Annotated in this window: 20 protein-coding genes and 2 pseudogenes; 11 read left to right on the top strand and 11 right to left on the bottom strand. The window is 55.6% G+C overall.

Translation table 11 applies throughout. The annotated features are described in order from the left end of the window. On the bottom strand, positions 1–493 hold a 493-nt coding region (locus DEO48_RS24625), incomplete at its 3' end, for an alcohol dehydrogenase catalytic domain-containing protein (RefSeq protein WP_258306191.1). 110 nt (positions 494–603) lie between these two features. On the opposite strand from DEO48_RS24625, the gene DEO48_RS24620 reads away from it, so the two are divergent. Next, positions 604–1,539 (top strand): LysR family transcriptional regulator, encoded by a 936-nt coding sequence (locus DEO48_RS24620; protein ID WP_109846544.1) that lies wholly within the window; start codon positions 604–606, stop codon positions 1,537–1,539. Between the two features lie 9 nt (positions 1,540–1,548). On the opposite strand, the gene DEO48_RS26625 is transcribed toward DEO48_RS24620, so the two are convergent. The 6 genes and pseudogenes from DEO48_RS26625 to dnaA all read right to left on the bottom strand — a co-directional run bounded on the left by DEO48_RS26625 (position 1,549) and on the right by dnaA (position 8,894). After that, positions 1,549–1,950 carry a hypothetical protein gene (locus DEO48_RS26625; RefSeq protein ID WP_146198331.1) on the bottom strand — a complete coding sequence of 134 codons (402 nt, stop codon included), beginning with the start codon at positions 1,948–1,950 and terminating at the stop codon, positions 1,549–1,551. Between the two features lie 2 nt (positions 1,951–1,952). Next, positions 1,953–2,606 (bottom strand): annotated as a pseudogene (locus tag DEO48_RS24615) (hypothetical protein). Positions 2,607–2,881: 275 nt separating this feature from the next. Continuing rightward, complete coding sequence (gene gyrB / locus DEO48_RS24610; protein WP_109846543.1) at positions 2,882–5,293, bottom strand: DNA topoisomerase (ATP-hydrolyzing) subunit B; 2,412 nt, start codon at positions 5,291–5,293, stop codon at positions 2,882–2,884. A gap of 28 nt (positions 5,294–5,321) precedes the next feature. Further along, complete coding sequence (recF, locus tag DEO48_RS24605) at positions 5,322–6,395, bottom strand: DNA replication/repair protein RecF (protein WP_109846542.1); 1,074 nt, start codon at positions 6,393–6,395, stop codon at positions 5,322–5,324. Further along, positions 6,395–7,495: a DNA polymerase III subunit beta gene (gene dnaN / locus DEO48_RS24600; RefSeq protein WP_109846541.1), complete on the bottom strand. Its 1,101-nt coding sequence runs from the start codon at positions 7,493–7,495 to the stop codon at positions 6,395–6,397. The genes recF and dnaN overlap by 1 nt, the downstream gene beginning before the upstream one ends. A gap of 4 nt (positions 7,496–7,499) precedes the next feature. After that, positions 7,500–8,894: a chromosomal replication initiator protein DnaA gene (gene dnaA, locus DEO48_RS24595; RefSeq protein ID WP_109846540.1), complete on the bottom strand. Its 1,395-nt coding sequence runs from the start codon at positions 8,892–8,894 to the stop codon at positions 7,500–7,502. A 599-nt stretch (positions 8,895–9,493) separates the two neighbouring features. Between dnaA and rpmH the strand changes: the two genes are divergently transcribed. The 9 genes from rpmH (at position 9,494) to DEO48_RS24545 (ending at position 17,013) form a co-directional block, all read left to right on the top strand. Continuing rightward, positions 9,494–9,634 (top strand): 50S ribosomal protein L34, encoded by a 141-nt coding sequence (gene rpmH / locus DEO48_RS24585; protein WP_000831330.1) that lies wholly within the window; start codon positions 9,494–9,496, stop codon positions 9,632–9,634. Positions 9,635–9,650: 16 nt separating this feature from the next. Next, positions 9,651–10,010, top strand: coding sequence for a ribonuclease P protein component (rnpA, locus tag DEO48_RS24580; protein ID WP_021242673.1), 360 nt, complete (start codon positions 9,651–9,653; stop codon positions 10,008–10,010). Then, on the top strand, positions 9,974–10,231 hold the full coding sequence (gene yidD, locus DEO48_RS24575) for a membrane protein insertion efficiency factor YidD (RefSeq protein ID WP_001307474.1): 258 nt from the start codon (positions 9,974–9,976) through the stop codon (positions 10,229–10,231). Before rnpA ends, yidD begins: the two co-directional genes overlap by 37 nt. A gap of 2 nt (positions 10,232–10,233) precedes the next feature. After that, the gene (gene yidC, locus DEO48_RS24570) at positions 10,234–11,877 is read left to right on the top strand and encodes a membrane protein insertase YidC (protein WP_109846539.1); all 1,644 of its coding nucleotides are present in this window, start codon (positions 10,234–10,236) and stop codon (positions 11,875–11,877) included. Positions 11,878–11,949: 72 nt separating this feature from the next. Continuing rightward, positions 11,950–13,314 (top strand): tRNA uridine-5-carboxymethylaminomethyl(34) synthesis GTPase MnmE, encoded by a 1,365-nt coding sequence (mnmE, locus tag DEO48_RS24565; RefSeq protein ID WP_021242672.1) that lies wholly within the window; start codon positions 11,950–11,952, stop codon positions 13,312–13,314. 111 nt (positions 13,315–13,425) lie between these two features. Beyond that, entirely contained in the window at positions 13,426–14,601 is a 1,176-nt protein-coding gene (locus tag DEO48_RS24560; RefSeq protein WP_109846538.1) for an MFS transporter, read from the top strand. After that, entirely contained in the window at positions 14,570–15,541 is a 972-nt protein-coding gene (gene yidZ, locus DEO48_RS24555) for an HTH-type transcriptional regulator YidZ (RefSeq protein WP_029741480.1), read from the top strand. The genes DEO48_RS24560 and yidZ overlap by 32 nt, the downstream gene beginning before the upstream one ends. Positions 15,542–15,663: 122 nt before the next feature. Next, positions 15,664–16,410 (top strand): 4'-phosphopantetheinyl transferase superfamily protein, encoded by a 747-nt coding sequence (locus tag DEO48_RS24550; RefSeq protein WP_109846537.1) that lies wholly within the window; start codon positions 15,664–15,666, stop codon positions 16,408–16,410. A gap of 36 nt (positions 16,411–16,446) precedes the next feature. Then, positions 16,447–17,013 carry an NADPH-dependent FMN reductase gene (locus DEO48_RS24545; RefSeq protein WP_014833835.1) on the top strand — a complete coding sequence of 189 codons (567 nt, stop codon included), beginning with the start codon at positions 16,447–16,449 and terminating at the stop codon, positions 17,011–17,013. Between the two features lie 90 nt (positions 17,014–17,103). Here DEO48_RS24545 and adeP read toward each other — a convergent pair whose 3' ends face one another. After that, complete coding sequence (adeP, locus tag DEO48_RS24540; protein WP_146198332.1) at positions 17,104–18,441, bottom strand: adenine permease AdeP; 1,338 nt, start codon at positions 18,439–18,441, stop codon at positions 17,104–17,106. 165 nt (positions 18,442–18,606) lie between these two features. Here adeP and yieH point away from each other — a divergent pair, with 165 nt between their 5' ends. After that, positions 18,607–19,272: a 6-phosphogluconate phosphatase gene (gene yieH / locus DEO48_RS24535; RefSeq protein ID WP_109846536.1), complete on the top strand. Its 666-nt coding sequence runs from the start codon at positions 18,607–18,609 to the stop codon at positions 19,270–19,272. 57 nt (positions 19,273–19,329) lie between these two features. Here the strand turns inward: yieH and phoU are convergent, their stop codons facing one another. The 3 genes and pseudogenes from phoU to pstA form a co-directional block, all read right to left on the bottom strand. Next, positions 19,330–20,055: a phosphate signaling complex protein PhoU gene (phoU, locus tag DEO48_RS24530; protein ID WP_008500182.1), complete on the bottom strand. Its 726-nt coding sequence runs from the start codon at positions 20,053–20,055 to the stop codon at positions 19,330–19,332. 26 nt (positions 20,056–20,081) lie between these two features. After that, complete coding sequence (pstB, locus tag DEO48_RS24525; protein WP_010426574.1) at positions 20,082–20,855, bottom strand: phosphate ABC transporter ATP-binding protein PstB; 774 nt, start codon at positions 20,853–20,855, stop codon at positions 20,082–20,084. Between the two features lie 47 nt (positions 20,856–20,902). Beyond that, positions 20,903–21,105: pseudogene (gene pstA, locus DEO48_RS24520) on the bottom strand (phosphate ABC transporter permease PtsA); the annotation flags it as partial.

Raw genomic sequence — 21,105 nt, 5'->3', positions numbered from 1 at the left:
CGGATGATCGATCAGCTGCGAATCGCTGATCGACGTTCCACGCGAAAACATGATCGATCAGAGCGGAATACGCATCCAGAGTCTCCGGGGAGGCCGCCAGCGCGCCTTCATTCACAATCACATACTCGGACAGCATGCCCTGAAAGTATCCGCCGGACGTTTTATAGGGCAGATTGCGCGCGTCCGCCTGCGGCTTACCGTCAATCCACTCAGGGAAGAAGGTTGAGATGACGCGCGCGCCGGGTTTGAAGCGAGTAACGCCTTCCCCGATGCTGTCCACCACGCCCGCCATGTCAGACGCCGGGGTAAACGGGAAGGAAAGCGGGATGGGCATTGTGCCTTCAACAACCATTTTATCGCGATAGTTAAGCGCAACGGCATTCACCCTTACGCGCACTTCACCCGGGCCCGGCTGTGGGACGGGCGCCTGAGTCAGCTTGAGGTTCTCGCGCCCGAGGGCATCCATGGACCAGCGTTGCATTGTCTCTGTCATTTTATTTCTCCTGCCATCAGATGAGCTTTAGTCCTGACAGTCTACCGTTGACTAACCGTCGCCAGTGGCGATAAGTTTTCTCTTTATTGACGCCACAATAGATACAATCTATGACCGATACGCTAAAGGGTATTCCTGTTTTTGTGGCCGCCGTTGAGGCGGGAAGTTTTGCGCAGGCCGCCATTCGTCTGCATTTGTCACGCTCGGCGGTCGGAAAAAGCATCGCTCGCCTTGAACAACGGCTGGGGGTACGTCTTTTTCAGCGCACCACCCGCAGCCAGAGTCTGACCGATAACGGCGCCCTTTTTTATGAACGCTGCCTGCGCGCGCTGGAGGAGATTCGGAGTGCGGAATCGCTGCTTGAGACGGGGAAACAGCAGGTCAGCGGTCGCCTGCGCATTTCCATGCCGGTGCTGTTTGGTCGCCAGTGTGTTGCCCCACTGCTCATAGCGCTGGCGCAGGAACACCCCGGGCTTGAACTGGAAATGTCGTTCAGCGACCGCGTGGTGGATCTGGTCGAGGAAGGGTTTGATATGGCAGTGCGTAACGGCACGCTTCAGGACAGCAGCGTGCTGGTCGCCAGAAAACTGGGAGAACACCGCATGGTGCTGTGCGCCGCGCCGGAGTATCTGCTGAAGAAAGGCCAGCCACAAAGCGTTAATGATTTATCCCAGCATACGGCCATTAACTATTTGAGCGCAGGCAGAGTGTTATCCTGGCAGCTGATGGATAACGAAGGAAAGTCGCACACCTTTACGCCCCGATCGTCGCTCAATATGGATGATTTGCAGGCGATCTGCGACGCTGCGCTGGCCGGACACGGCATTGCATGGCTGCCCTGCTGGATGGTCGTCAAAGATATTCACCAGGGTAAACTCGTCCCGCTCTTAAAGCAGGCACCGGATGTGCATTTCAACGTTCATGCCGTGTGGCAGCAGACGCCGCATCTGCCGCTGAGGGTAAGAATAGCGATAGATACTCTGGCGAGCCGTTTACCGTCCGTGATGTCGCTGGATATGCCTGCTCCCACAACAAAGCCGCGCTAAAAGCACAGGTTAACGATCTGATTCATACAGGCAAACCTGCTTACCAGGCGAAAATCTGCTTATAACAGTGAAGTACACATCCCGGCTACGTTCTGACGTCCACAACTCCCCGGCGGGAGCTTTTCTCGCAAAGGAATAGCCACGCGAAACAAGGTATTGTTTAAGTGCAGCGGTATCAGATACCCCGCTAAAGCACACGCCAGCGGTTTCCGGCTGTCCATTTGCAGCAGAGTGGCTGAAGGTATAATCCGGTGAAAGGCGTGGTACCTGCTTAATCGATTCTGGGGTGTAAAGATGATAGCGAACCCTATCTGATTCACGGTATGTCATCTCAGGCTCATACGGCAAAAGGAGGTATATGACCGTGACAATCACGATGGCCAGCCCTGAGTATATGGCTAACTTTTTCATGCTCAACGTCGTCCTGAGTGGGTAAAGAAGGAATGATATGTGCCGTTATCGTTAAGAATACGAACAATGTCTGAACTGAAGTTATCAAACGGCGTTACCCACTTCATAAAGCGGGGAAGCGAGCCTTTATAGGGTTCATGCCGGATATTTAGGTCATCAGGGTCGGGAAACATCAGTGGAAGAAAACCCCGGTTCTTGAAATTACCGATCGGTCCGTAATGATCCCAGCGGCGTAGTGCGCTTTCACGGCTGACAGGCCTCAACTGAGCCCGGTAATCCGAAGGAATCAGCGCCCTGTAAAAACCGAGCAGATCCGACACCAGGTCTTCTCCGCTGAACCCGCTATCGGTGTACCAGCTGAAAAAAGCGCGAGACTGGTAATTTTCAAAATTTCTCGCGGTATCCATCATCATGGCCAGGGCAATGCTGTTAATTTCTGACATCGAGCGCCCACGTTTTATTTCCCAGCGAACAAACTTACCCGTTCCGGCAAGTCCTTTCCCGATATTCATTCTCTAATTGTATGCAATCGTGTAATAAGGTCTGCCACTGGCTTCGCCGCTGCTGAAATCAGTCAGAAGCAGGGAAATATCTTCGCCCCTGGCATGCCCCAGGTCAATCCAACCGAGGACCTCACTGTAGATGAGGCCATTCATCGGCCCCGATAATATCGCTCCTGCTGCTCATTCGGTGTATTCCTTTTTCCGTAACGATTTCAACTCTAACAGACCACCATACTCTTCGTCAGGGTATGTTCGGGATATATTCTCCTGGTAGAGGGTTATGCCAATGAGATCGACTTTGTTCTATTGATACACCAATTTAAGCAAAAAAAGAGAGGGACATCGTGCCCCTCTCTTTTTGTTCTTAGCCGACTGCATTCTTTATGAGATGTCATTTCATTTGAAATGAGACCCCACAATAACAACCGTTAAATATCGATATTTGCCGCTTTCAGGGCGTTCTCTTCGATGAAGGCACGACGTGGTTCAACCGCATCGCCCATCAGGGTCGTGAACAGCTGGTCCGCAGCAATCGCGTCTTTAACGGTGACGCGCAACATGCGGCGGCTTTCCGGATCCATGGTAGTTTCCCACAGCTGCTCCGGGTTCATTTCACCCAGACCTTTATAACGCTGGATCGCAAGACCACGACGAGACTCTTTCACCAGCCAGTCCAGCGCCTGCTCGAAGCTGGCTACCGGCTGACGACGTTCGCCACGTTCGATGAACGCATCGTCTTCGATCAGGCCACGCAGCGTCTCGCCGAGCGTGCAGATACGGCGGTATTCCGGACCGGTCACAAACTCGTGTTCCAGCGGGTAGTCGGTATCAACGCCGTGGGTACGCACGCGAATAATAGGCTCGAACTGCTTATCGGCGTTCTGCTGGATATCGCATTTCCACATGCTGCCGTGCTGCTCTTTCTCGTTGAGATCGGTCACCAGGGCATTCACCCAGCGGGTCACGGTCTGCTCGTCGCTCAGATCGGCTTCGGTCAGGGTTGGCTGATAAACCAGCTCCTTCAGCAGCGTTTTCGGATAGCGGCGTTCCATACGCGTGATCATTTTCTGCGTCGCGTTGAACTCGGACACCAGACGCTCCAGCGGCTCGCCGGCCAGTGCAGGGGCGTGCGAGTTCGCATGCAGGGTTGCGCCATCAAGGGCGATTGCGATTTGGTACTGATCCATCGCTTCGTCGTCTTTAATGTACTGTTCCTGCTTGCCTTTCTTCACCTTGTACAGCGGCGGCTGTGCAATGTAGACGTGGCCACGCTCAACGATTTCAGGCATCTGACGATAGAAGAAGGTCAACAGCAGCGTACGAATGTGCGAGCCGTCGACGTCCGCATCGGTCATGATGATGATGCTGTGGTAGCGCAGTTTGTCCGGGTTGTACTCATCACGGCCGATGCCGCAGCCCAGCGCGGTAATGAGCGTCGCCACTTCCTGAGAAGAGAGCATCTTGTCGAAGCGCGCCTTCTCAACGTTAAGGATTTTACCCTTCAGCGGCAGGATAGCCTGGTTCTTACGGTTACGGCCCTGCTTCGCAGAACCGCCCGCGGAGTCCCCTTCCACGAGGTACAGTTCGGACAGCGCCGGGTCGCGTTCCTGGCAGTCAGCCAGTTTGCCCGGCAGGCCTGCTAAGTCCAGCGCGCCTTTACGACGGGTCATTTCACGGGCTTTACGCGCCGCTTCACGGGCACGCGCCGCATCAATAATTTTACCCACCACGATTTTCGCGTCGGACGGGTTTTCCAGCAGGTATTCGCTCAGCAGTTCGTTCATCTGCTGCTCAACCGCCGATTTCACCTCAGAAGAGACCAGCTTGTCTTTGGTCTGTGAGGAGAACTTCGGATCCGGTACCTTCACGGAGACAACGGCAATCAGGCCTTCACGGGCATCGTCACCGGTGGCGCTGACTTTCGCTTTCTTGCTGTAGCCTTCTTTGTCCATGTAGGCGTTCAGGGTACGGGTCATCGCCGCACGGAAGCCCGCAAGGTGAGTACCACCGTCACGCTGTGGAATGTTGTTGGTGAAGCAGTAAATGTTTTCCTGGAAACCGTCGTTCCACTGCAGCGCCACTTCCACGCCGATACCGTCTTTTTCGGTGGAGAAGTAGAAGATATTCGGGTGAATTGGCGTTTTGTTCTTGTTCAGATACTCAACAAACGCCTTGATACCGCCTTCGTAGTGGAAGTGGTCTTCTTTGTTGTCACGCTTGTCGCGCAGGCGAATCGAGACGCCAGAGTTCAGGAACGACAGTTCACGCAGGCGTTTCGCCAGGATGTCGTACTCAAACTCGGTGACGTTGGTGAAGGTTTCGAGGCTCGGCCAGAAACGCACCATGGTACCGGTTTTGTCGGTGTCGCCCGTGACGGCCAGCGGTGCCTGCGGCACGCCGTGCGTATAGAGCTGACGGTGGATTTTGCCTTCGCGCTGGATAACCAGCTCCAGCTTCTGCGACAGGGCGTTTACTACCGAAACACCTACGCCGTGCAGGCCGCCGGAAACTTTATAGGAGTTATCGTCGAACTTACCGCCTGCGTGCAGGACGGTCATGATCACTTCCGCCGCAGAGACGCCCTCTTCCGGGTGAATACCGGTTGGGATGCCACGACCGTCATCGGTGACGGAGACGGAGTTATCCGCATGGATGGTGACCACGATGTCTTTACAGTGACCCGCGAGCGCTTCGTCGATAGCGTTATCTACCACCTCGAATACCATGTGGTGCAGACCGGTGCCGTCATCCGTGTCGCCGATATACATACCCGGGCGCTTACGCACCGCATCCAGCCCTTTCAGGACTTTGATACTGGAGGAGTCATAAGAATTCGACATCAACGTTTCTCGCTCATTTCAACTTGGGTTAATCCGTTATTTTACCCTTTTCCACGGTAAACATCTTCGAATTTTCGTCCGACATGTCTATAACGTGTTCAGCGCTAATGGCGCTGACGAAAACCTGCGACTGCGTGGCTTTTAAGCGGCTGGCAAGCAGCCCGCGCCGCGCGTCGTCAAGTTCCGAGGCAAAATCATCTATCAGGTACAGGCAGCGTCTTCCGCTCTCGCGGGTGAGAAACTCTCCCTGTGCCAGGCGCAGCGCACACATCAGGAGCTTGAGCTGCCCGCGCGAAAGCGTGTCTTCCACCGGTGCACCGTCGGCACGAATGCGGAAATCCGCCTTGTGCGGGCCGTGTGCGGTGTAGGTCAACATGCGGTCGCGCTCGAAGCTTCTCTCTAACACCTCGGCATAATCCGTCTCTTTCTCCCAGCCGCGCTGGAAGGAGAAGGTGAGAGAGAACTCGGGTAAAAACTGTTTGCAGGTGTCGGCCATATCTTCGGCGATACCTGCGCTGTATTCGGCACGCCAGTTGCTGATTTGTTCCGCGAGAGGGATTAACTCCATGTCCCACGGACGCAGCTGGGCGTAACGGGTAACCTGGCGCAGCGCGGCGTTACGCTGCTTGAGCAGACGCTTCAGGTTGCTCCAGGCGTTAAAGAATCCGGCTTCGTTGTGAAAGCATCCCCAGTCGAGGAACGCTCTTCTGTATTTGGGGCCGCCGTTGAGTAAAGTAAACCCCTCCGGCGTTATCAGCTGCATCGGCATCAGCAGCGCCAGCTCCGCCACTTTATGGCCGTCGGTGCCGTCGATGCGCACCTTGCTGTCGCCCTGCTTGTCTTTGGTCAGGCCGATGGCGGTCTCACGCTCATCGCCCTGCAAACGCCCGTGCAGAACAAAAGCTTCCTGCTCGTGGCGAATGACGCGACCAATCTGCAAACTGCGAAACGCCCGACCGTGGCCGAGCGTATAGATGGCCTCAAGCACGCTGGTTTTGCCGCTGCCGTTTGCGCCAACCAGGAAGTTAAAGCCAGGGGATAAAGCGAGATCCGCGCTTTCGATATTGCGAAAGTCGCGGATCAACAGACGGGTGAGCGACATTACAGTCTCATTGGCATGACAACATAAGCAGCCGACTGTGATGCGGCATCTTCAATCTGTACGCTTGAAACGGAGTCGGTCAGCAGAATGCGCACGTTCTCGCACTTCAGCGCATTCAGCACATCCAACACGTAACTGACGTTAAAGCCGATTTCCATCTCGGTTCCGGCGTAGGTGACGTCCAGAATTTCTTCTGCCTCTTCCTGCTCCGGGTTATTGGCGGTGATTTTGATCTGGTTTTCACTCACGTACAGGCGCACGCCGCGGAATTTCTCGTTGGAGAGAATGGCCGCACGGGCAAAGGCCTGCTTGAGGCTATCGCAGCCCGCTTCCAGCGTTTTGTCCGGATTCTTCGGCAATACGCGGCGATAATCCGGGAAACGACCGTCAACCAGCTTAGACGTGAAGACAAAATCGCCCACGTGTGCGCGGATATTGTTGCTGCCGATCTGCACGCGCAGCGGCGTGTCGCCGCCGTCGAGCATACGCATCAGCTCAATCACCCCTTTACGCGGCACGATCACCGAATGGTTTGGCAGCGCGTCGCCAATCGGCATAGAACAGACCGCCAGACGGTGGCCGTCGGTGGCTACGGTACGCAGCTCTTCACCTTCGGTTTCGAACAGCATGCCGTTTAAGTAGTAACGGACGTCCTGATGCGCCATGGAGAACTGCGTAGCTTCAATCAGACGCTTCATCGTCGCCTGCGGCAGGGTGAATTCAACTTCGCTCTGCCAGTCGTCCAGATTCGGGAAGTCCGCAGCAGGCAGCGTGGAGAGCGAGAAACGGCTGCGGCCAGAGCGCACCAGCATACGGTCGCCTTCCAGCTGCACGGCGATTTCAGCGCCTTCCGGCAGCCCGCGGCAGATGTCAAAGAATTTACGTGCCGGAACCGTGGTCGCGCCCGCGTCGTGCGGCTGCGTCAGCGTAACGCGCGCGATCATTTCCATTTCCAGATCTGTACCGGTCAGCGACAGCGTACCGTCCGCGACCTGAAGCAGCAGGTTTCCGAGAATAGGCAGCGTTGGGCGGCCACCTAATGGGCCACTCACCTGTTGCAGCGGTTTTAATAAATATTCACGTTCAACGGTAAATTTCATAGCGTCACGATGATAATGTTCTGATTAGATTGGAAAAATCTTCTTTTATGTCGTGGCTTTCTTCGCGTAACTGCTCAATCTTGCGACAAGCGTGCAGCACGGTCGTATGGTCACGGCCACCAAACGCATCCCCGATTTCCGGCAGACTGTGGTTGGTTAACTCCTTAGCCAGCGCCATCGCCATCTGACGCGGACGCGCCACCGAGCGGGAACGACGTTTAGACAGTAAATCTGCCACTTTGATCTTGTAGTACTCAGCCACCGTCTTTTGAATATTGTCGATAGTGACCAGTTTTTCCTGCAATGCCAGCAAATCTCGCAGCGCTTCACGCACAAAATCGATGGTGATCGCACGACCGGTGAAGTTGGCATTGGCGATAACGCGGTTCAGCGCTCCTTCCAGCTCACGCACGTTGGAGCGTAGACGCTTGGCAATGAAGAACGCCACTTCGCCCGGCAGGCGAATGTCGTTTTCATCGGCTTTCTTCATCAGGATCGCGACGCGGGTTTCCAGCTCCGGTGGCTCGATCGCCACCGTCAGGCCCCAGCCGAAGCGGGATTTCAGACGATCTTCAACGCCGTTGATCTCTTTTGGGTAACGATCCGAGGTCAAAATGATCTGCTGATTGCCTTCCAGCAGGGCATTGAAGGTGTGGAAAAACTCTTCCTGCGATCGTTCTTTATTGGCAAAGAACTGGATGTCATCGATGAGCAGCGCGTCAACAGAACGATAGTAGCGTTTAAACTCTTCGATCGCATTGTTTTGCAGGGCTTTTACCATGTCCTGAACGAAGCGTTCGGAGTGCATATACACCACTTTGGCATTGGGCTTGCGCGCCATAATGCCGTTACCCACCGCATGCAGCAGGTGCGTTTTACCCAGACCCGTGCCGCCATAAAGGAACAGCGGGTTGTAGGCCCCACCGGGATTATCAGCAACCTGACGAGCCGCCGCGCGCGCCAGCTGGTTCGACTTACCTTCAACGAAGTTATCGAACGTATGTTTCACGTTAACGTTAGAGCGGTAGGTTGGCTCAGCCGGTGCGGGGACATTATCCCAGCCCTGACGAGCGGGTGTGACGCGAGGGGCCGGAGCAGGCGCGGCCTGAGCAGGTGCTGCTACGTTCACGGTTTCACGAACGGTTTGGGTGACCGGCTTTGTGCCCACTTCAAAGCGCAGCTGCGGGGCATCAGACCCGCAGAAATCGTTCAGCAGTCCATTGATGTTATTAAGGTACTTGTCCCTTACCCAATCGAGCACAAAACGGTTTGGCGCATACAAAGCCAGCGTGTTATCGCTCAGTTCCGCCTGCAACGGGCGGATCCACATACTGAATTCTGTGGCTGGTAACTCATCCTGCAATCGGGCAAGACACTGCTGCCAAAGCGAAAGTGACACGGCGGACTCCACTCGAACAATAAAAGAAAACTATTGAATATTCATGATTGTTGGCGCACATCGACATGACCCTGTGTAAAGGGGGACGTGCGAATTGCTATCTGCAATTTATCCTGACCAGGATCCTGGGATCCCGATCGGGACCGCGGATCATAGCCTAAACTGAGCCAGAGATCTTCTGTTTCTCACAGATTCTTCCCGATTTATCCACAGGAAGATCCGGAACCGGATAAGTGTAAACGATCCTGGCGCCAGTGCCCCACGATTTAGTCCGCATATTGGAAAAATTAATGAGCACAGACAATTTATTGCTTAAATGATCTAACGAAGATCCGGGACGATCCTTGCGCTTTGTTGGCGAGGCCGTATAATCCTCGACCCGGCGCGTGATGCTCATCTTCCTGCGTCGTCCGTTGCTCATTTTCCACGCGAAAACGTGCGGAAATACGCGGGAAATAAGGAAAGAGAATTGACTCCGGAGTGTACAATTATTACAATCCGGCCTCTTTAATCACCCACGCTGAGGCGTTAGTCGTTCGTAACTCGTTCGGGTATACGCAAAAGTCAGTGAATTTATTCAAGTTTAGGTAGAAATCGCCATGAAACGCACTTTTCAACCGTCTGTACTGAAGCGCAACCGTTCTCACGGCTTCCGTGCTCGTATGGCTACTAAAAATGGTCGTCAGGTTCTGGCACGTCGTCGTGCTAAAGGCCGCGCTCGTCTGACCGTTTCCAAGTAATAAAGCTAACCCCTGAGTGGTTAAGCTAGCATTTCCCAGGGAGTTACGTTTGTTAACTCCCGCTCATTTCACTTTCGTCTTCCAGCAGCCACAACGGGCTGGCACGCCGCAAATCACCATCCTCGGCCGCCAAAATTCGCTGGGGCATCCCCGCATCGGTCTCACAGTCGCCAAGAAAAATGTTAAGCGTGCGCATGAACGCAATCGGATTAAACGTCTGACGCGTGAAAGCTTCCGTTTACGTCAGCACGAACTGCCTTCAATGGATTTCGTGGTGGTGGCGAAGAAAGGGGTTGCCGACCTCGATAACCGTGCTCTCTCGGAAGCGTTGGAAAAATTATGGCGCCGCCACTGTCGCCTGGCTCCCGGGTCCTGATAGCCCTCATTCGGGTCTATCAACGCCTGATTAGTCCGCTACTCGGGCCGCACTGCCGTTTCACACCAACATGCTCAAGCTACGGAATTGAGGCATTGCGCAGGTTTGGAGTGATAAAAGGCAGTTGGTTGACGGTGAAACGCGTATTAAAATGCCACCCTTTACACCCCGGTGGAGACGACCCCGTCCCCCCAGGACCCTTTGATACCAGAGAACACTAACGATGGATTCGCAACGCAATCTTCTTATCATCGCTTTGTTGTTCGTGTCTTTCATGATCTGGCAGGCATGGGAGCAGGATAAAAATCCTCAACCCCAGCAGCAGACCACGCAGACTACGACCACCGCAGCGGGTAGCGCCGCCGACCAGGGCGTACCGGCCAGTGGCCAGGGGAAACAGATTACGGTTAAGACCGATGTGCTTGAGCTGACAATCAACACCCGTGGTGGTGATGTTGAGCAGGCGCTGCTGTTGACCTACCCGAAAGAGCTGAAGTCTAACGAACCGTTCCAGTTACTGGAAACCACGCCTGAGTTTATCTACCAGGCGCAGAGCGGCCTGACCGGTCGTGATGGCCCGGATAACCCGGCTAACGGTGCGCGTCCACTGTATAACGTCGAGAACGACACCTTTGTGCTGGCTGATGGCCAGAACGAACTCGTTATCCCGATGACCTATACCGACGCCGCAGGCAACACCTTCACCAAAACCTTCACCCTGAAGCGCGGTGAGTATGCGGTGAACGTGGGCTACAGCGTACAGAACGCCGGTGAGAAACCGCTGGAGCTGTCGACCTTTGGCCAGCTGAAGCAGTCCATCAATCTGCCGTCCCACCGTGATACCGGAAGCAGCAACTTTGCGCTGCACACCTTCCGAGGTGCGGCGTACTCCACGCCTGACGCGAAGTACGAGAAATACAAATTCGACACCATTGCCGATAACGAAAACCTGAACGTCAGCGCTAAAGGCGGTTGGGTGGCGATGCTGCAGCAGTATTTCGCGACGGCGTGGGTGCCAAATAACGACGGTACCAACAACTTCTATACCGCGAACCTGGGTAACGGCCTTGCAGCCATCGGCTACAAATCTCAGCCGGTTCTGGTACAGCCGGGTCAAACCGGTAAGCTGGCCAGCACCCTGTGGGTTGGCCCGGAAATTCAGGACAAAATGGCCGCTGTTGCGCCGCACCTGGATCTGACCGTGGATTACGGCTGGTTGTGGTTCATCTCTCAGCCGCTGTTTAAGCTGCTGAAGTTCATCCACAGCTTCCTGGGTAACTGGGGCTTCTCCATCATCGTTATCACCTTCATCGTTCGTGGCATCATGTACCCGCTGACTAAAGCGCAGTACACCTCCATGGCGAAGATGCGCATGCTGCAGCCGAAGATTCAGGCAATGCGTGAGCGTCTGGGCGATGACAAACAGCGTCAGAGCCAGGAAATGATGGCCCTGTATAAAGCAGAGAAAGTAAACCCACTGGGTGGTTGCTTCCCGCTGCTGATTCAGATGCCAATCTTCCTTGCGCTGTACTACATGCTGATGGGTTCCGTTGAGCTGCGCCACGCGCCGTTCGCACTGTGGATCCATGACCTGTCCGCACAGGACCCGTACTACATCCTGCCGATCCTGATGGGCGTGACGATGTTCTTCATCCAGAAGATGTCGCCGACCACCGTGACCGACCCGATGCAGCAGAAGATCATGACCTTTATGCCGGTCATCTTCACCGTGTTCTTCCTGTGGTTCCCGTCAGGTCTGGTGCTGTACTATATCGTCAGCAACCTGGTGACCATTATCCAGCAGCAGCTGATTTACCGTGGTCTGGAAAAACGTGGCCTGCATAGCCGCGAAAAGAAAAAGTCCTGATCCGATAAGTTAACGCTAAAATAAGGGCGGTCGATTGACCGCCTTTTTTATTTGTATTGAACGAGACCAACCATGAGCCATAACGACACTATCGTCGCCCAGGCAACCCCACCGGGACGCGGTGGTGTAGGCATTCTGCGTATCTCCGGCCTGAAGGCGCGCGAGGTGGCCGAAGCGGTGCTGGGTAAACTGCCAAAGCCGCGCTACGCTGATTACCTGCCGTTTAAAGATACCGACGGCACGCCGCTGGACCAGGGCATTGCGCTGTGGTTCCCCGGCCCGAACTCTTTCACCGGCGAAGACGTGCTGGAGCTGCAGGGCCACGGCGGCCCGGTTATCCTCGACCTGCTGTTAAAACGGATCCTGACCCTGCCGGGCCTGCGCATTGCGAAGCCGGGCGAGTTCTCCGAGCGTGCCTTCCTCAACGACAAGCTCGACCTGGCTCAGGCAGAAGCGATTGCAGACCTTATCGACGCCAGCTCGGAACAGGCGGCCCGCTCCGCCCTGAACTCGCTGCAGGGGGCATTCTCCGCCCGCGTAAATCACCTTGTGGAAGCACTTACTCACCTCAGGATCTACGTGGAAGCGGCTATCGACTTCCCGGACGAGGAGATTGACTTCCTCTCTGACGGTAAAATCGAAGCGCAGCTCAACCAGGTGATGGCCGATCTCGACGCCGTTCGCGCCGAAGCGCGTCAGGGAAGCCTGCTGCGCGAAGGGATGAAGGTGGTGATTGCCGGACGCCCTAACGCCGGGAAATCGAGCCTGCTGAACGCCCTGGCGGGCCGTGAAGCGGCAATCGTCACCGACATTGCCGGCACCACCCGCGACGTGCTGCGCGAGCATATCCACATAGACGGCATGCCGCTGCATATCATTGATACCGCCGGCCTGCGCGATGCCAGCGACGAGGTTGAGCGCATCGGTATCGAACGCGCCTGGCAGGAGATCGAGCAGGCTGACCGTGTGCTGTTTATGGTGGACGGCACCACGACCGACGCCGTTGACCCGGCGGAGATCTGGCCGGACTTTATCGCCCGCCTGCCGGCTAAGCTGCCGATCACCGTGGTGCGTAACAAAGCGGACGTGACCGGCGAAACGCTGGGCATCAGCGATGTGAATGGTCACTCACTGATTCGCCTGTCGGCGCGTACCGGTGAAGGCGTTGACGACCTGCGTAACCATCTCAAGCAGAGCATGGGCTTTGATACCAGCATGGAAGGCGGCTTCCTGGCGCGTCGTCGTCACCTGCAGGCGCTGGAAGAGGCGGCAAACCACCTTGTTCAGGGTAAAGCGCAGCTGATCGGCGCGTGGGCGGGTGAACTGCTGGCGGAAGAGCTGCGTCTGGCGCAGCAGAATCTGAGCGAGATCACCGGGGAGTTTACGTCGGACGATCTGCTGGGACGGATTTTCTCGAGCTTCTGTATCGGTAAGTAAGGCCCGATCGCTGATGGTGATTTCCTCCAGGGAAATCACCATTGTCCAAATGGCAACTCGCCTAATCCCTTTTCACCCCCTATCCTGCATGCCTGCATCTATGGGGGGTTTATGGCGCGTTTTTTGTTTTGTAGTTTCGCATTAGTTCTGCTTTATCCGTCCGGCATTGATATGTATCTGGTGGGATTGCCGCACATCGCCCGCGATCTGGGCGCCAGCGAGGCGCAGCTGCACATCGCGTTTTCGGCCTACCTCGCGGGGATGGCGTCGTCTATGGTCTTTGCCGGGAAGATCGCGGATAAGGCAGGCCGTCAACCCGTCGCGATAAGCGGCGCCATCATTTTTGCCCTGGCCTCTCTTCTCTGCTCACAGGCGCAAAGCAGCACCTTGTTCCTGGCCGGACGGTTTATCCAGGGCATTGGCGCCGGTGGCTGCTACGTCGTCGCTTTTGCCATTTTGCGCGATACCTTAAGCGCCCAGCGTCGCGCTAAGGTACTTTCGATGCTGAACGGTATTACCTGTATCATCCCGGTGCTGGCCCCGGTCGTGGGATATCTGATCATGCTGAAATTCCCTTGGCAGAGCCTGTTCTGGACCATGGCGGCGATGGGCGCGCTGGTGTTTATCCTGTCCATCGCCGTGCTGAAAGAGACCCACCCGGGCTCGCAGAATACCGGTCATACCGCAACCCTTCACCCGGCAGAGAAGCTTCTCAACCGCTTTTTCCTCAGTCGTCTGGCCGTGACCACGTTAAGCGTGGCGGTGATCCTGACCTATGTAAACGTTTCCCCGGTTTTACTGATGGAAACCATGGGCTTCGATCGGGGTGAGTATTCAACAGTGATGGCATTAACCGCCATGGTCAGTATGGCAGTCTCGTTCTCCACCCCGTTTGCGCTAAATGTTTTCAGCCAGCGCACGCTGATGCTGACCTCACAGGTTTTATTCCTCACGGCTGGCGCGATCCTGGCAACCACCAGCTCGCATGCGGTGATGCTGGCGGGTATTACCCTTATTTGTGCTGGGTTCTCGGTTGGCTTTGGCGTGGCGATGAGCCAGGCGCTTGGCCCCTTCTCGCTGCGGGCAGGCGTGGCAAGCTCGGTGCTGGGAATTGCGCAGGTCTGCGGCTCGTCGCTGTGGATTTGGCTGGCGGCGGTCATCGGGCTTAACGCGCTGAATATGCTGATCGGGGTTCTGATTGGCTGTAGCATACTGTGCATTACCTTACTTATGGTCATCCAGCCCGCGGCGCATTATGAAGAAGCCCATCAGCAGTCTCGATCTTAACCTGTTGCTTTGCCTGCAGCTTTTGCTGCAGGAGCGCAGCGTCACCAAAGCGGCGAAGCGGATGAACGTGACGCCGTCTGCGGTGAGTAAATCGCTGGCCAAGCTGCGTGACTGGTTTGACGACCCGCTGTTTGTCAAAACGCCGTTGGGGCTGCTGCCGACCCCGCTGACGGTAAGCCTCGAGCAGGATTTGGCTGACTGGATGCAAATCGGCAACCAGATCCTCGATAAATTCCACCATGATTCCCCGGGCGGGCTAACGTTTGTGCTGGCCGCCGAAACGCCGTTGATGCTGATCCGCTTTAACGCCCTGCTGGAGCAGGTGAACCAGCGCTATCCGCAGGCTACGGTGAAGATGCGTCACTGGGATTATGACTCGCTGGACGCCATTACGCGCGGAGAGGTGGATCTGGGATTCACCGGACGCGAAACGCACCCGCGATCGCGTGAATTGCTGAAGCTAATGCCGTGGTTCATCGACTATGAGATCCTGTTCAGCGACCGTCCGTGCGTGTATCTGCGTGAGGATCACCCCGCGCTACAGGACGAATGGAATCTTGAGACCTTCCTGCGCTACCCGCACATCAGCATCTTCTGGGAACGCAGCGACACCTGGGCACTGGACGAAGTGCTAAAGGAGATGGGTCGGGAGAGAAACATTGCCATGAGCGTGCCGGGCTTTGAGCAGTCGATGTTTATGGCAGCGCAGCCCGGTCACAACTATATCGCCACGGCTCCGCACTACTGCCATCACTACAATCAACTCCACCAGCGGAAGCTGATCGCGCTGCCCATTCCCATTGACGAAGCGCAGGCTGAAAAGCTTACCGTTCCCTTCACGCTGATCTGGCATAAACGGAACAGCCATAATCCGAAAATCCTTTGGCTGCGGGAAACCATCAAGGCACTGTACGGTGCCAGCGATCCAATTTTTGCCTAAGAAAATGTAAAGTTCGGTCCTGAGGCTTCTCTTACTCCCATTTACTGATTAAAACAGGAGTCAAGTTAAGCGATAATCATGTAACCGTTTAACCGATTACGACCATTATCAAGGAGCGAAAAATGGCTACGCACTTTGCAAGAGGGATACTTACGGAAGGACGTCTCGTATCGGGAAGAATTTCTTCAGCCTGTCACACGGAAGCACTCACTCTCCCGGAACACCGCAGAACGCGGTTTTTAGCGTCCAGAGCGCTTCTCGCAGAACTGCTGTTTATGCTGTACGGCACCAGCGAGCTACCGGACATCATTACCCAACCCGAAGGCCGCCCGGTCTTTGCCGACCCGGACCTCCCTCGTTTTTCGATTGCCTACGCGGGCAATATCATTGGCGTCGCGCTGACCACTGAAGGGGATTGTGGGCTGGATATGGAACTCCAGCGCGCGACGCGCAGCTTCCATGGCGGTAATGCGCATGAAGACTATCCGCTCTCCAGCAATGAGAAGCTGTGGGTACGCAACCAGAACGATCCTGTCGAAGCCCGAGCCCAGCTCATTACCCTGCGCCAGAGCATTCGCAAGCTCTGTGGATGCGCCTCAGACGACGCCAGCCTGCTGCAGCTGCTGCCAGGCTCCGGACGTCTGCGTGCCGCTCAGGCCACGCTGGTAGAGGCTCTCAGCGACGCAGAGGATGTGCTCATTTGGTCCATTGCGGTTACCCCCGCCATCGAACGCATGAAAATCTGGGAATTTGACAGCCAACAGGGATGGCGTAGCCTTCCTGATGTGCCCGAGCGTGCCAACGAGCCCGCCGCACGCCTGATGCGTTTAACCAGTTTACCGGCAGAAAAAGCATTCACCCTTAGCTGATCCGATCAGGGTCATCATGATGAAACAGGAGTAATCATGTCTGATACGTTGAAAGTAGTTACGTTACTGGGAAGCCTGCGCAAAGGTTCATTTAACGGGATGGTTGCCCGCACGCTGCCACAGCTGGCACCGGCAGGAATGGAAATTAGCGCCCTGCCGTCTATTGGCGATATTCCGCTGTATGACGCTGACGTACAGCAGGAAGAGGGTTTTCCGCAGAGCGTTGAGGCGCTGGCAGAGCAGATCCGCCAGGCTGACGGCGTGGTCATCGTCACGCCGGAGTATAACTATTCGGTTCCGGGTGGCCTGAAGAATGCCATCGACTGGCTGTCCCGCTTACCTGAGCAGCCGCTGTCAGGCAAACCGGTGTTGATTCAGACCAGCTCAATGGGCGCGATTGGCGGCGCGCGCTGCCAGTATCACCTGCGTCAGATCCTGGTGTTCCTGGATGCGATGGTCATGAACAAGCCGGAATTTATGGGTGGTGTGATTCAGAACAAGGTCGACCCGCAAACGGGTGAAGTGGTGGATCAGAGCACGCGCGATCATCTGTCTGGCCAGCTGACGGCGTTTGGGGATTATATTAAGCGGGTGAAGGCGTAGACCGGAGCGGCCTGATGCCCTCACCCCAGCCCTCTCCCACGGGAGAGGGTGCAAACACTAAAGCCCTTTTCTTCGAAAAGGGCTTGCTGTTTATTTGGCATCAATAAACACAATCTTCAGCACAAACAGCAGCGCCACAACGATGACGCACGGGCTGAGGTCGCGGAAGCGGCCGGTACCGATCTTCATTACGCAGTAAGAGATAAAGCCCAGCGCGATGCCTTCGGTAATCGAGAAGCTGAACGGCATCATCACGGCGGTAATAAACGCTGGCACCGCTTCGGTTAAATCATCCCACTTCACGCGTGACAGGCTGGAGGTCATCAGCACACCCACATAGATCAGTGCGCCGGCTGCCGCATACGGTGGAACCATACCCGCCAGCGGAGAGAGGAAGATCACCAGCAGGAACAGAATACCCACGACCACCGCAGTCAGGCCGGTACGGCCGCCCACGGACACGCCGGAAGACGATTCAATGTACGCGGTAACGGACGAGGTTCCGATAAAAGCACCGGTCACAGAGGAGACGCTGTCCACAAACAGCGCCTGCTTCATGCGCGGGAATTTCCCTTTCTCATCCGCCAGACCCGCTTTGTCGGTCACGCCAATCAGCGTGCCGGAGGAGTCAAACAGGTTGACCAGCATGAAGGAGAAAATCACGCCCGCCAGGCCCAGGTTCAGGGAACCCGCCAGATCGACGTGACCAATCACGGTAGAAACGCTCGGTGGCGCTGAGACGATACCGTTATAGTGAACGTCGCCCAGCATCCAGCCCAGCAGGGTGGTGACCACGATGGAGACCAGCACCGCCGCGTGGATATTACGGGAAGCCAGGATCGCGATGATAAAGAAGCCCAGCACGCCCAGCAGCACGTTATGAGAGGTCAGGTGACCGATGCTCACCAGCGTTTCCGGGTTCGCCACGATAACGCCGGCGTTTTTCAGCCCCATCATACCGATGAACAGACCGATACCGCTGGTGATGCCCACGCGCAGACTCACGGGAATGTTCGCAATCATCCAGTAACGTACGCGGAAAATGGTCAGCAGCAGCAGGCCAACCGCGCCCCAGAAGATGGCGCCCATGCCAACCTGCCACGGCAGACCCATCGCCTGAACCACCACGAATGCGAAGAACGCATTCAGGCCCATCGCCGGTGCCAGCGCAACCGGCAGGTTAGCGAACACACCCATCAGAATGCTGCCAAGGGCCGCGATCAGACAGGTTGTAACGAAGACGGCGCTGGTATCCATGCCAGCAACGCCCAGAATTTGAGGGTTCACAAAAACGATATAGACCATCGTCAGGAAGGTGGTGAAACCAGCGATCACTTCGGTGCGTGCCGTTGTGCCGTGCTCGCGCAGTTTAAAAACGCGCTCAAGCAGACCCTGACCAGACGTCTGGGTAGTGTGTTGTTGACTCATCATCAATTTCCGAACAAGGAGGGAAAATTCGTCGCTATCCTATACCAAAATGCGACAATAGTGGCGGTTATGTGATACTTTTTTCATTGATTTTGCTTATACGGCAACGATTGCGTCCCGGTGAACTGCCGTACGTAAACGTTAAACTTGTTAAAAGGGAAAGGCATGTCCGGAATTGAAGCGGTATTTTTCGACTGCGACGGTACGCTGGTCGACAGTGAGGTCATTTGTTCCCGCGCGTATGTCACTATGTTCCAGGAATTTGGCATTACGCTGGAACTTGAAGAGGTGTTTAAACGCTTTAAGGGCGTGAAGCTCTACGAGATCATCGACATCATTAACGAAGAACACGGTGTGGAGCTGGCGAAAGCGGATCTGGAACCGGTGTACCGCGCCGAGGTCGCACGCCTGTTTGATTCGGAGCTGGAGGTCATTCCGGGCGCAAACGGGCTGCTGGATGCGATGACGGTGCCAGTCTGCGTGGTCTCTAACGGCCCGGTCAGCAAAATGCAGCACTCGCTGGGCAAGCTTGAGATGTTGCACCATTTCCCGGAAAAGCTGTTCAGCGGCTACGATATCCAGCGCTGGAAGCCGGACCCTGCGCTGATGTTCCATGCGGCAAAAGCGATGAACGTTAACGTAGAGAACTGCATTCTGGTGGATGACTCGTCTGCAGGCGCGCAGTCAGGGATTGATGCGGGGATGGAGGTGTTTTACTTCTGCGCCGATCCGCACAACAAGCCGATCGATCATCCCAACGTGACGACCTTTACCGATCTGGCGCAGCTGCCAGCGCTGTGGAAGGCGCGCGGGTGGAATATTACTCGCTGAGTTTTCCCCTCACCCCGACCCTCTCCCCAGGGGAGAGGGTTAGGGTGAGGGTAAAAATCACTCTTTCGGATCTTTACCCGCCAGCAGCTTGTCCAGCTCGTCGCCGCCCACGTGACGGAAGTCCTGACCTTTCACGAAGTAGAAGATGTATTCGCAAATATTCTGGCAGCGGTCGCCGATACGCTCAATAGAGCGCGCGCAGAACAGGGCGGTCAGTACGCTTGGGATCGTACGTGAATCTTCCATCATGTAGGTCATCAGCTGACGCACGATGCCTTCATACTCCTGGTCGACCTTCTTGTCTTCACGGTAGATACGCACCGCTTCGTCCAGGTCCATACGCGCAAAGGCATCCAGCACATCGTGCAGCATCTGCACGGTGTGGCGGCCCAGCGACTCCAGGCTCACCAGCAGGGGCTGGTGCTGCTGAGAGAATTTCTCCAGCGCGGTGCGGCAGATTTTATCCGCAACGTCACCAATACGCTCCAGCTCGGCGATGGTTTTGATGATCGCCATCACCAGACGCAGGTCGCTCGCCGTTGGCTGGCGTTTCGCGATAATGCGCACGCAGGCCTCGTCGATAGCGACTTCCATCATGTTGACGTTTTTGTCGCCTTCAATGACGCGCTTCGCCAGCTCGCTGTCCTGGTTGTGCATTGCCGTAATCGCATCAGAAAGCTGCTGCTCGACCATGCCGCCCATGGTCATTACCTGGGTGCGAATGCTTTCCAGCTCTGCGTTGAACTGGCCGGAAATATGTTTATTAAGATTGAGGTTGTCCATGGTTTCTCCACATGCACTAAGGCAAATCAACCGTAGCGGCCAGTAATATAATCTTCGGTTTGTTTCTTCGCGGGCCTGGTGAACAGCGCGTCCGTATCGCTGAACTCAATCAACTCGCCCAGGTACATAAACGCCGTGTGATCGGAACAACGTGCAGCCTGCTGCATGTTATGGGTCACGATAACCACGGTGTAATCCTGCTTCAGCTCGGTGATAAGCTCTTCAATACGGCCGGTTGAGATCGGGTCCAGCGCTGAACACGGTTCATCCAGCAGCAACACTTCCGGGCGAATAGCGATACCGCGCGCAATGCACAGACGCTGCTGCTGACCACCGGAGAGAGAGTAACCGCTCTGGTGCAACTTATCTTTGGTTTCGTTCCATAATGCGGCCTTGGTCAACGCCCACTGCACGCGCTCGTCCATATCGGCACGGGAGAGCTTTTCAAACAGGCGAACGCCAAACGCGATGTTGTCGTAAATGGACATCGGGAACGGCGTTGGTTTCTGGAACACCATCCCCACTTTCGCGCGCAGCAGGGCGATATCCTGCGCCTGGGTCAGAATGTTTTCACCGTCCAGGATGATTTCACCTTCAGCGCGCTGCTCCGGATAGAGCGAATACATTTTGTTAAAGGTACGCAGCAGCGTGGATTTTCCGCAGCCGGACGGACCGATAAATGCCGTGACCTGGTTCTTCGCGATATCCAGGTTGATGTTCTTCAGGGCATGGAATTTGCCGTAGTAGAAGTTCAAATCACGAACCTGAATCTTACCCGGGGCAGTATCAACCATACTCATTGACTCATTTCCTCATTCGGCGCCGCGAGCTGCCGCGCCGTAAAAAATTAACCGTGTTTCTTCTTCGCGAAAATGACGCGCGCCAGAATGTTCAGCAACAGTACGCAAAGGGTAATGATCAGCACCCCGGCCCAGGCCAGCTGCTGCCATTCCGCGAATGGGCTCATCGCAAATTTAAAGATCGTCACCGGCAGGTTTGCGATCGGCTGCATCATGTCCGTGCTCCAGAACTGGTTGGAGAGAGACGTAA

This window comes from Enterobacter sp. CGMCC 5087, from assembly GCF_003144775.1.
Lineage (GTDB): Bacteria > Pseudomonadota > Gammaproteobacteria > Enterobacterales > Enterobacteriaceae > Enterobacter > Enterobacter cloacae_M.
This window is presented reverse-complemented; position numbering and strand designations above follow the sequence as displayed.

Excerpts from the sequence above, each read along its gene's own strand:
- DEO48_RS24620 (WP_109846544.1), top strand. The coding sequence starts at position 604 with ATGACCGATACGCTAAAGGGTATTCCTGTTTTTGTGGCCGCCGTTGAG.
- DEO48_RS26625 (WP_146198331.1), bottom strand. The coding sequence starts at position 1,950 with ATGAAAAAGTTAGCCATATACTCAGGGCTGGCCATCGTGATTGTCACG.
- gyrB (WP_109846543.1), bottom strand. The coding sequence starts at position 5,293 with ATGTCGAATTCTTATGACTCCTCCAGTATCAAAGTCCTGAAAGGGCTG.
- recF (WP_109846542.1), bottom strand. The coding sequence starts at position 6,395 with ATGTCGCTCACCCGTCTGTTGATCCGCGACTTTCGCAATATCGAAAGC.
- dnaN (WP_109846541.1), bottom strand. The coding sequence starts at position 7,495 with ATGAAATTTACCGTTGAACGTGAATATTTATTAAAACCGCTGCAACAG.
- rpmH (WP_000831330.1), top strand. The coding sequence starts at position 9,494 with ATGAAACGCACTTTTCAACCGTCTGTACTGAAGCGCAACCGTTCTCAC.
- yidD (WP_001307474.1), top strand. The coding sequence starts at position 9,974 with ATGGCGCCGCCACTGTCGCCTGGCTCCCGGGTCCTGATAGCCCTCATT.
- yidC (WP_109846539.1), top strand. The coding sequence starts at position 10,234 with ATGGATTCGCAACGCAATCTTCTTATCATCGCTTTGTTGTTCGTGTCT.
- mnmE (WP_021242672.1), top strand. The coding sequence starts at position 11,950 with ATGAGCCATAACGACACTATCGTCGCCCAGGCAACCCCACCGGGACGC.
- DEO48_RS24560 (WP_109846538.1), top strand. The coding sequence starts at position 13,426 with ATGGCGCGTTTTTTGTTTTGTAGTTTCGCATTAGTTCTGCTTTATCCG.
- yidZ (WP_029741480.1), top strand. The coding sequence starts at position 14,570 with ATGAAGAAGCCCATCAGCAGTCTCGATCTTAACCTGTTGCTTTGCCTG.
- DEO48_RS24550 (WP_109846537.1), top strand. The coding sequence starts at position 15,664 with ATGGCTACGCACTTTGCAAGAGGGATACTTACGGAAGGACGTCTCGTA.
- DEO48_RS24545 (WP_014833835.1), top strand. The coding sequence starts at position 16,447 with ATGTCTGATACGTTGAAAGTAGTTACGTTACTGGGAAGCCTGCGCAAA.
- adeP (WP_146198332.1), bottom strand. The coding sequence starts at position 18,441 with ATGAGTCAACAACACACTACCCAGACGTCTGGTCAGGGTCTGCTTGAG.
- yieH (WP_109846536.1), top strand. The coding sequence starts at position 18,607 with ATGTCCGGAATTGAAGCGGTATTTTTCGACTGCGACGGTACGCTGGTC.
- phoU (WP_008500182.1), bottom strand. The coding sequence starts at position 20,055 with ATGGACAACCTCAATCTTAATAAACATATTTCCGGCCAGTTCAACGCA.
- pstB (WP_010426574.1), bottom strand. The coding sequence starts at position 20,855 with ATGAGTATGGTTGATACTGCCCCGGGTAAGATTCAGGTTCGTGATTTG.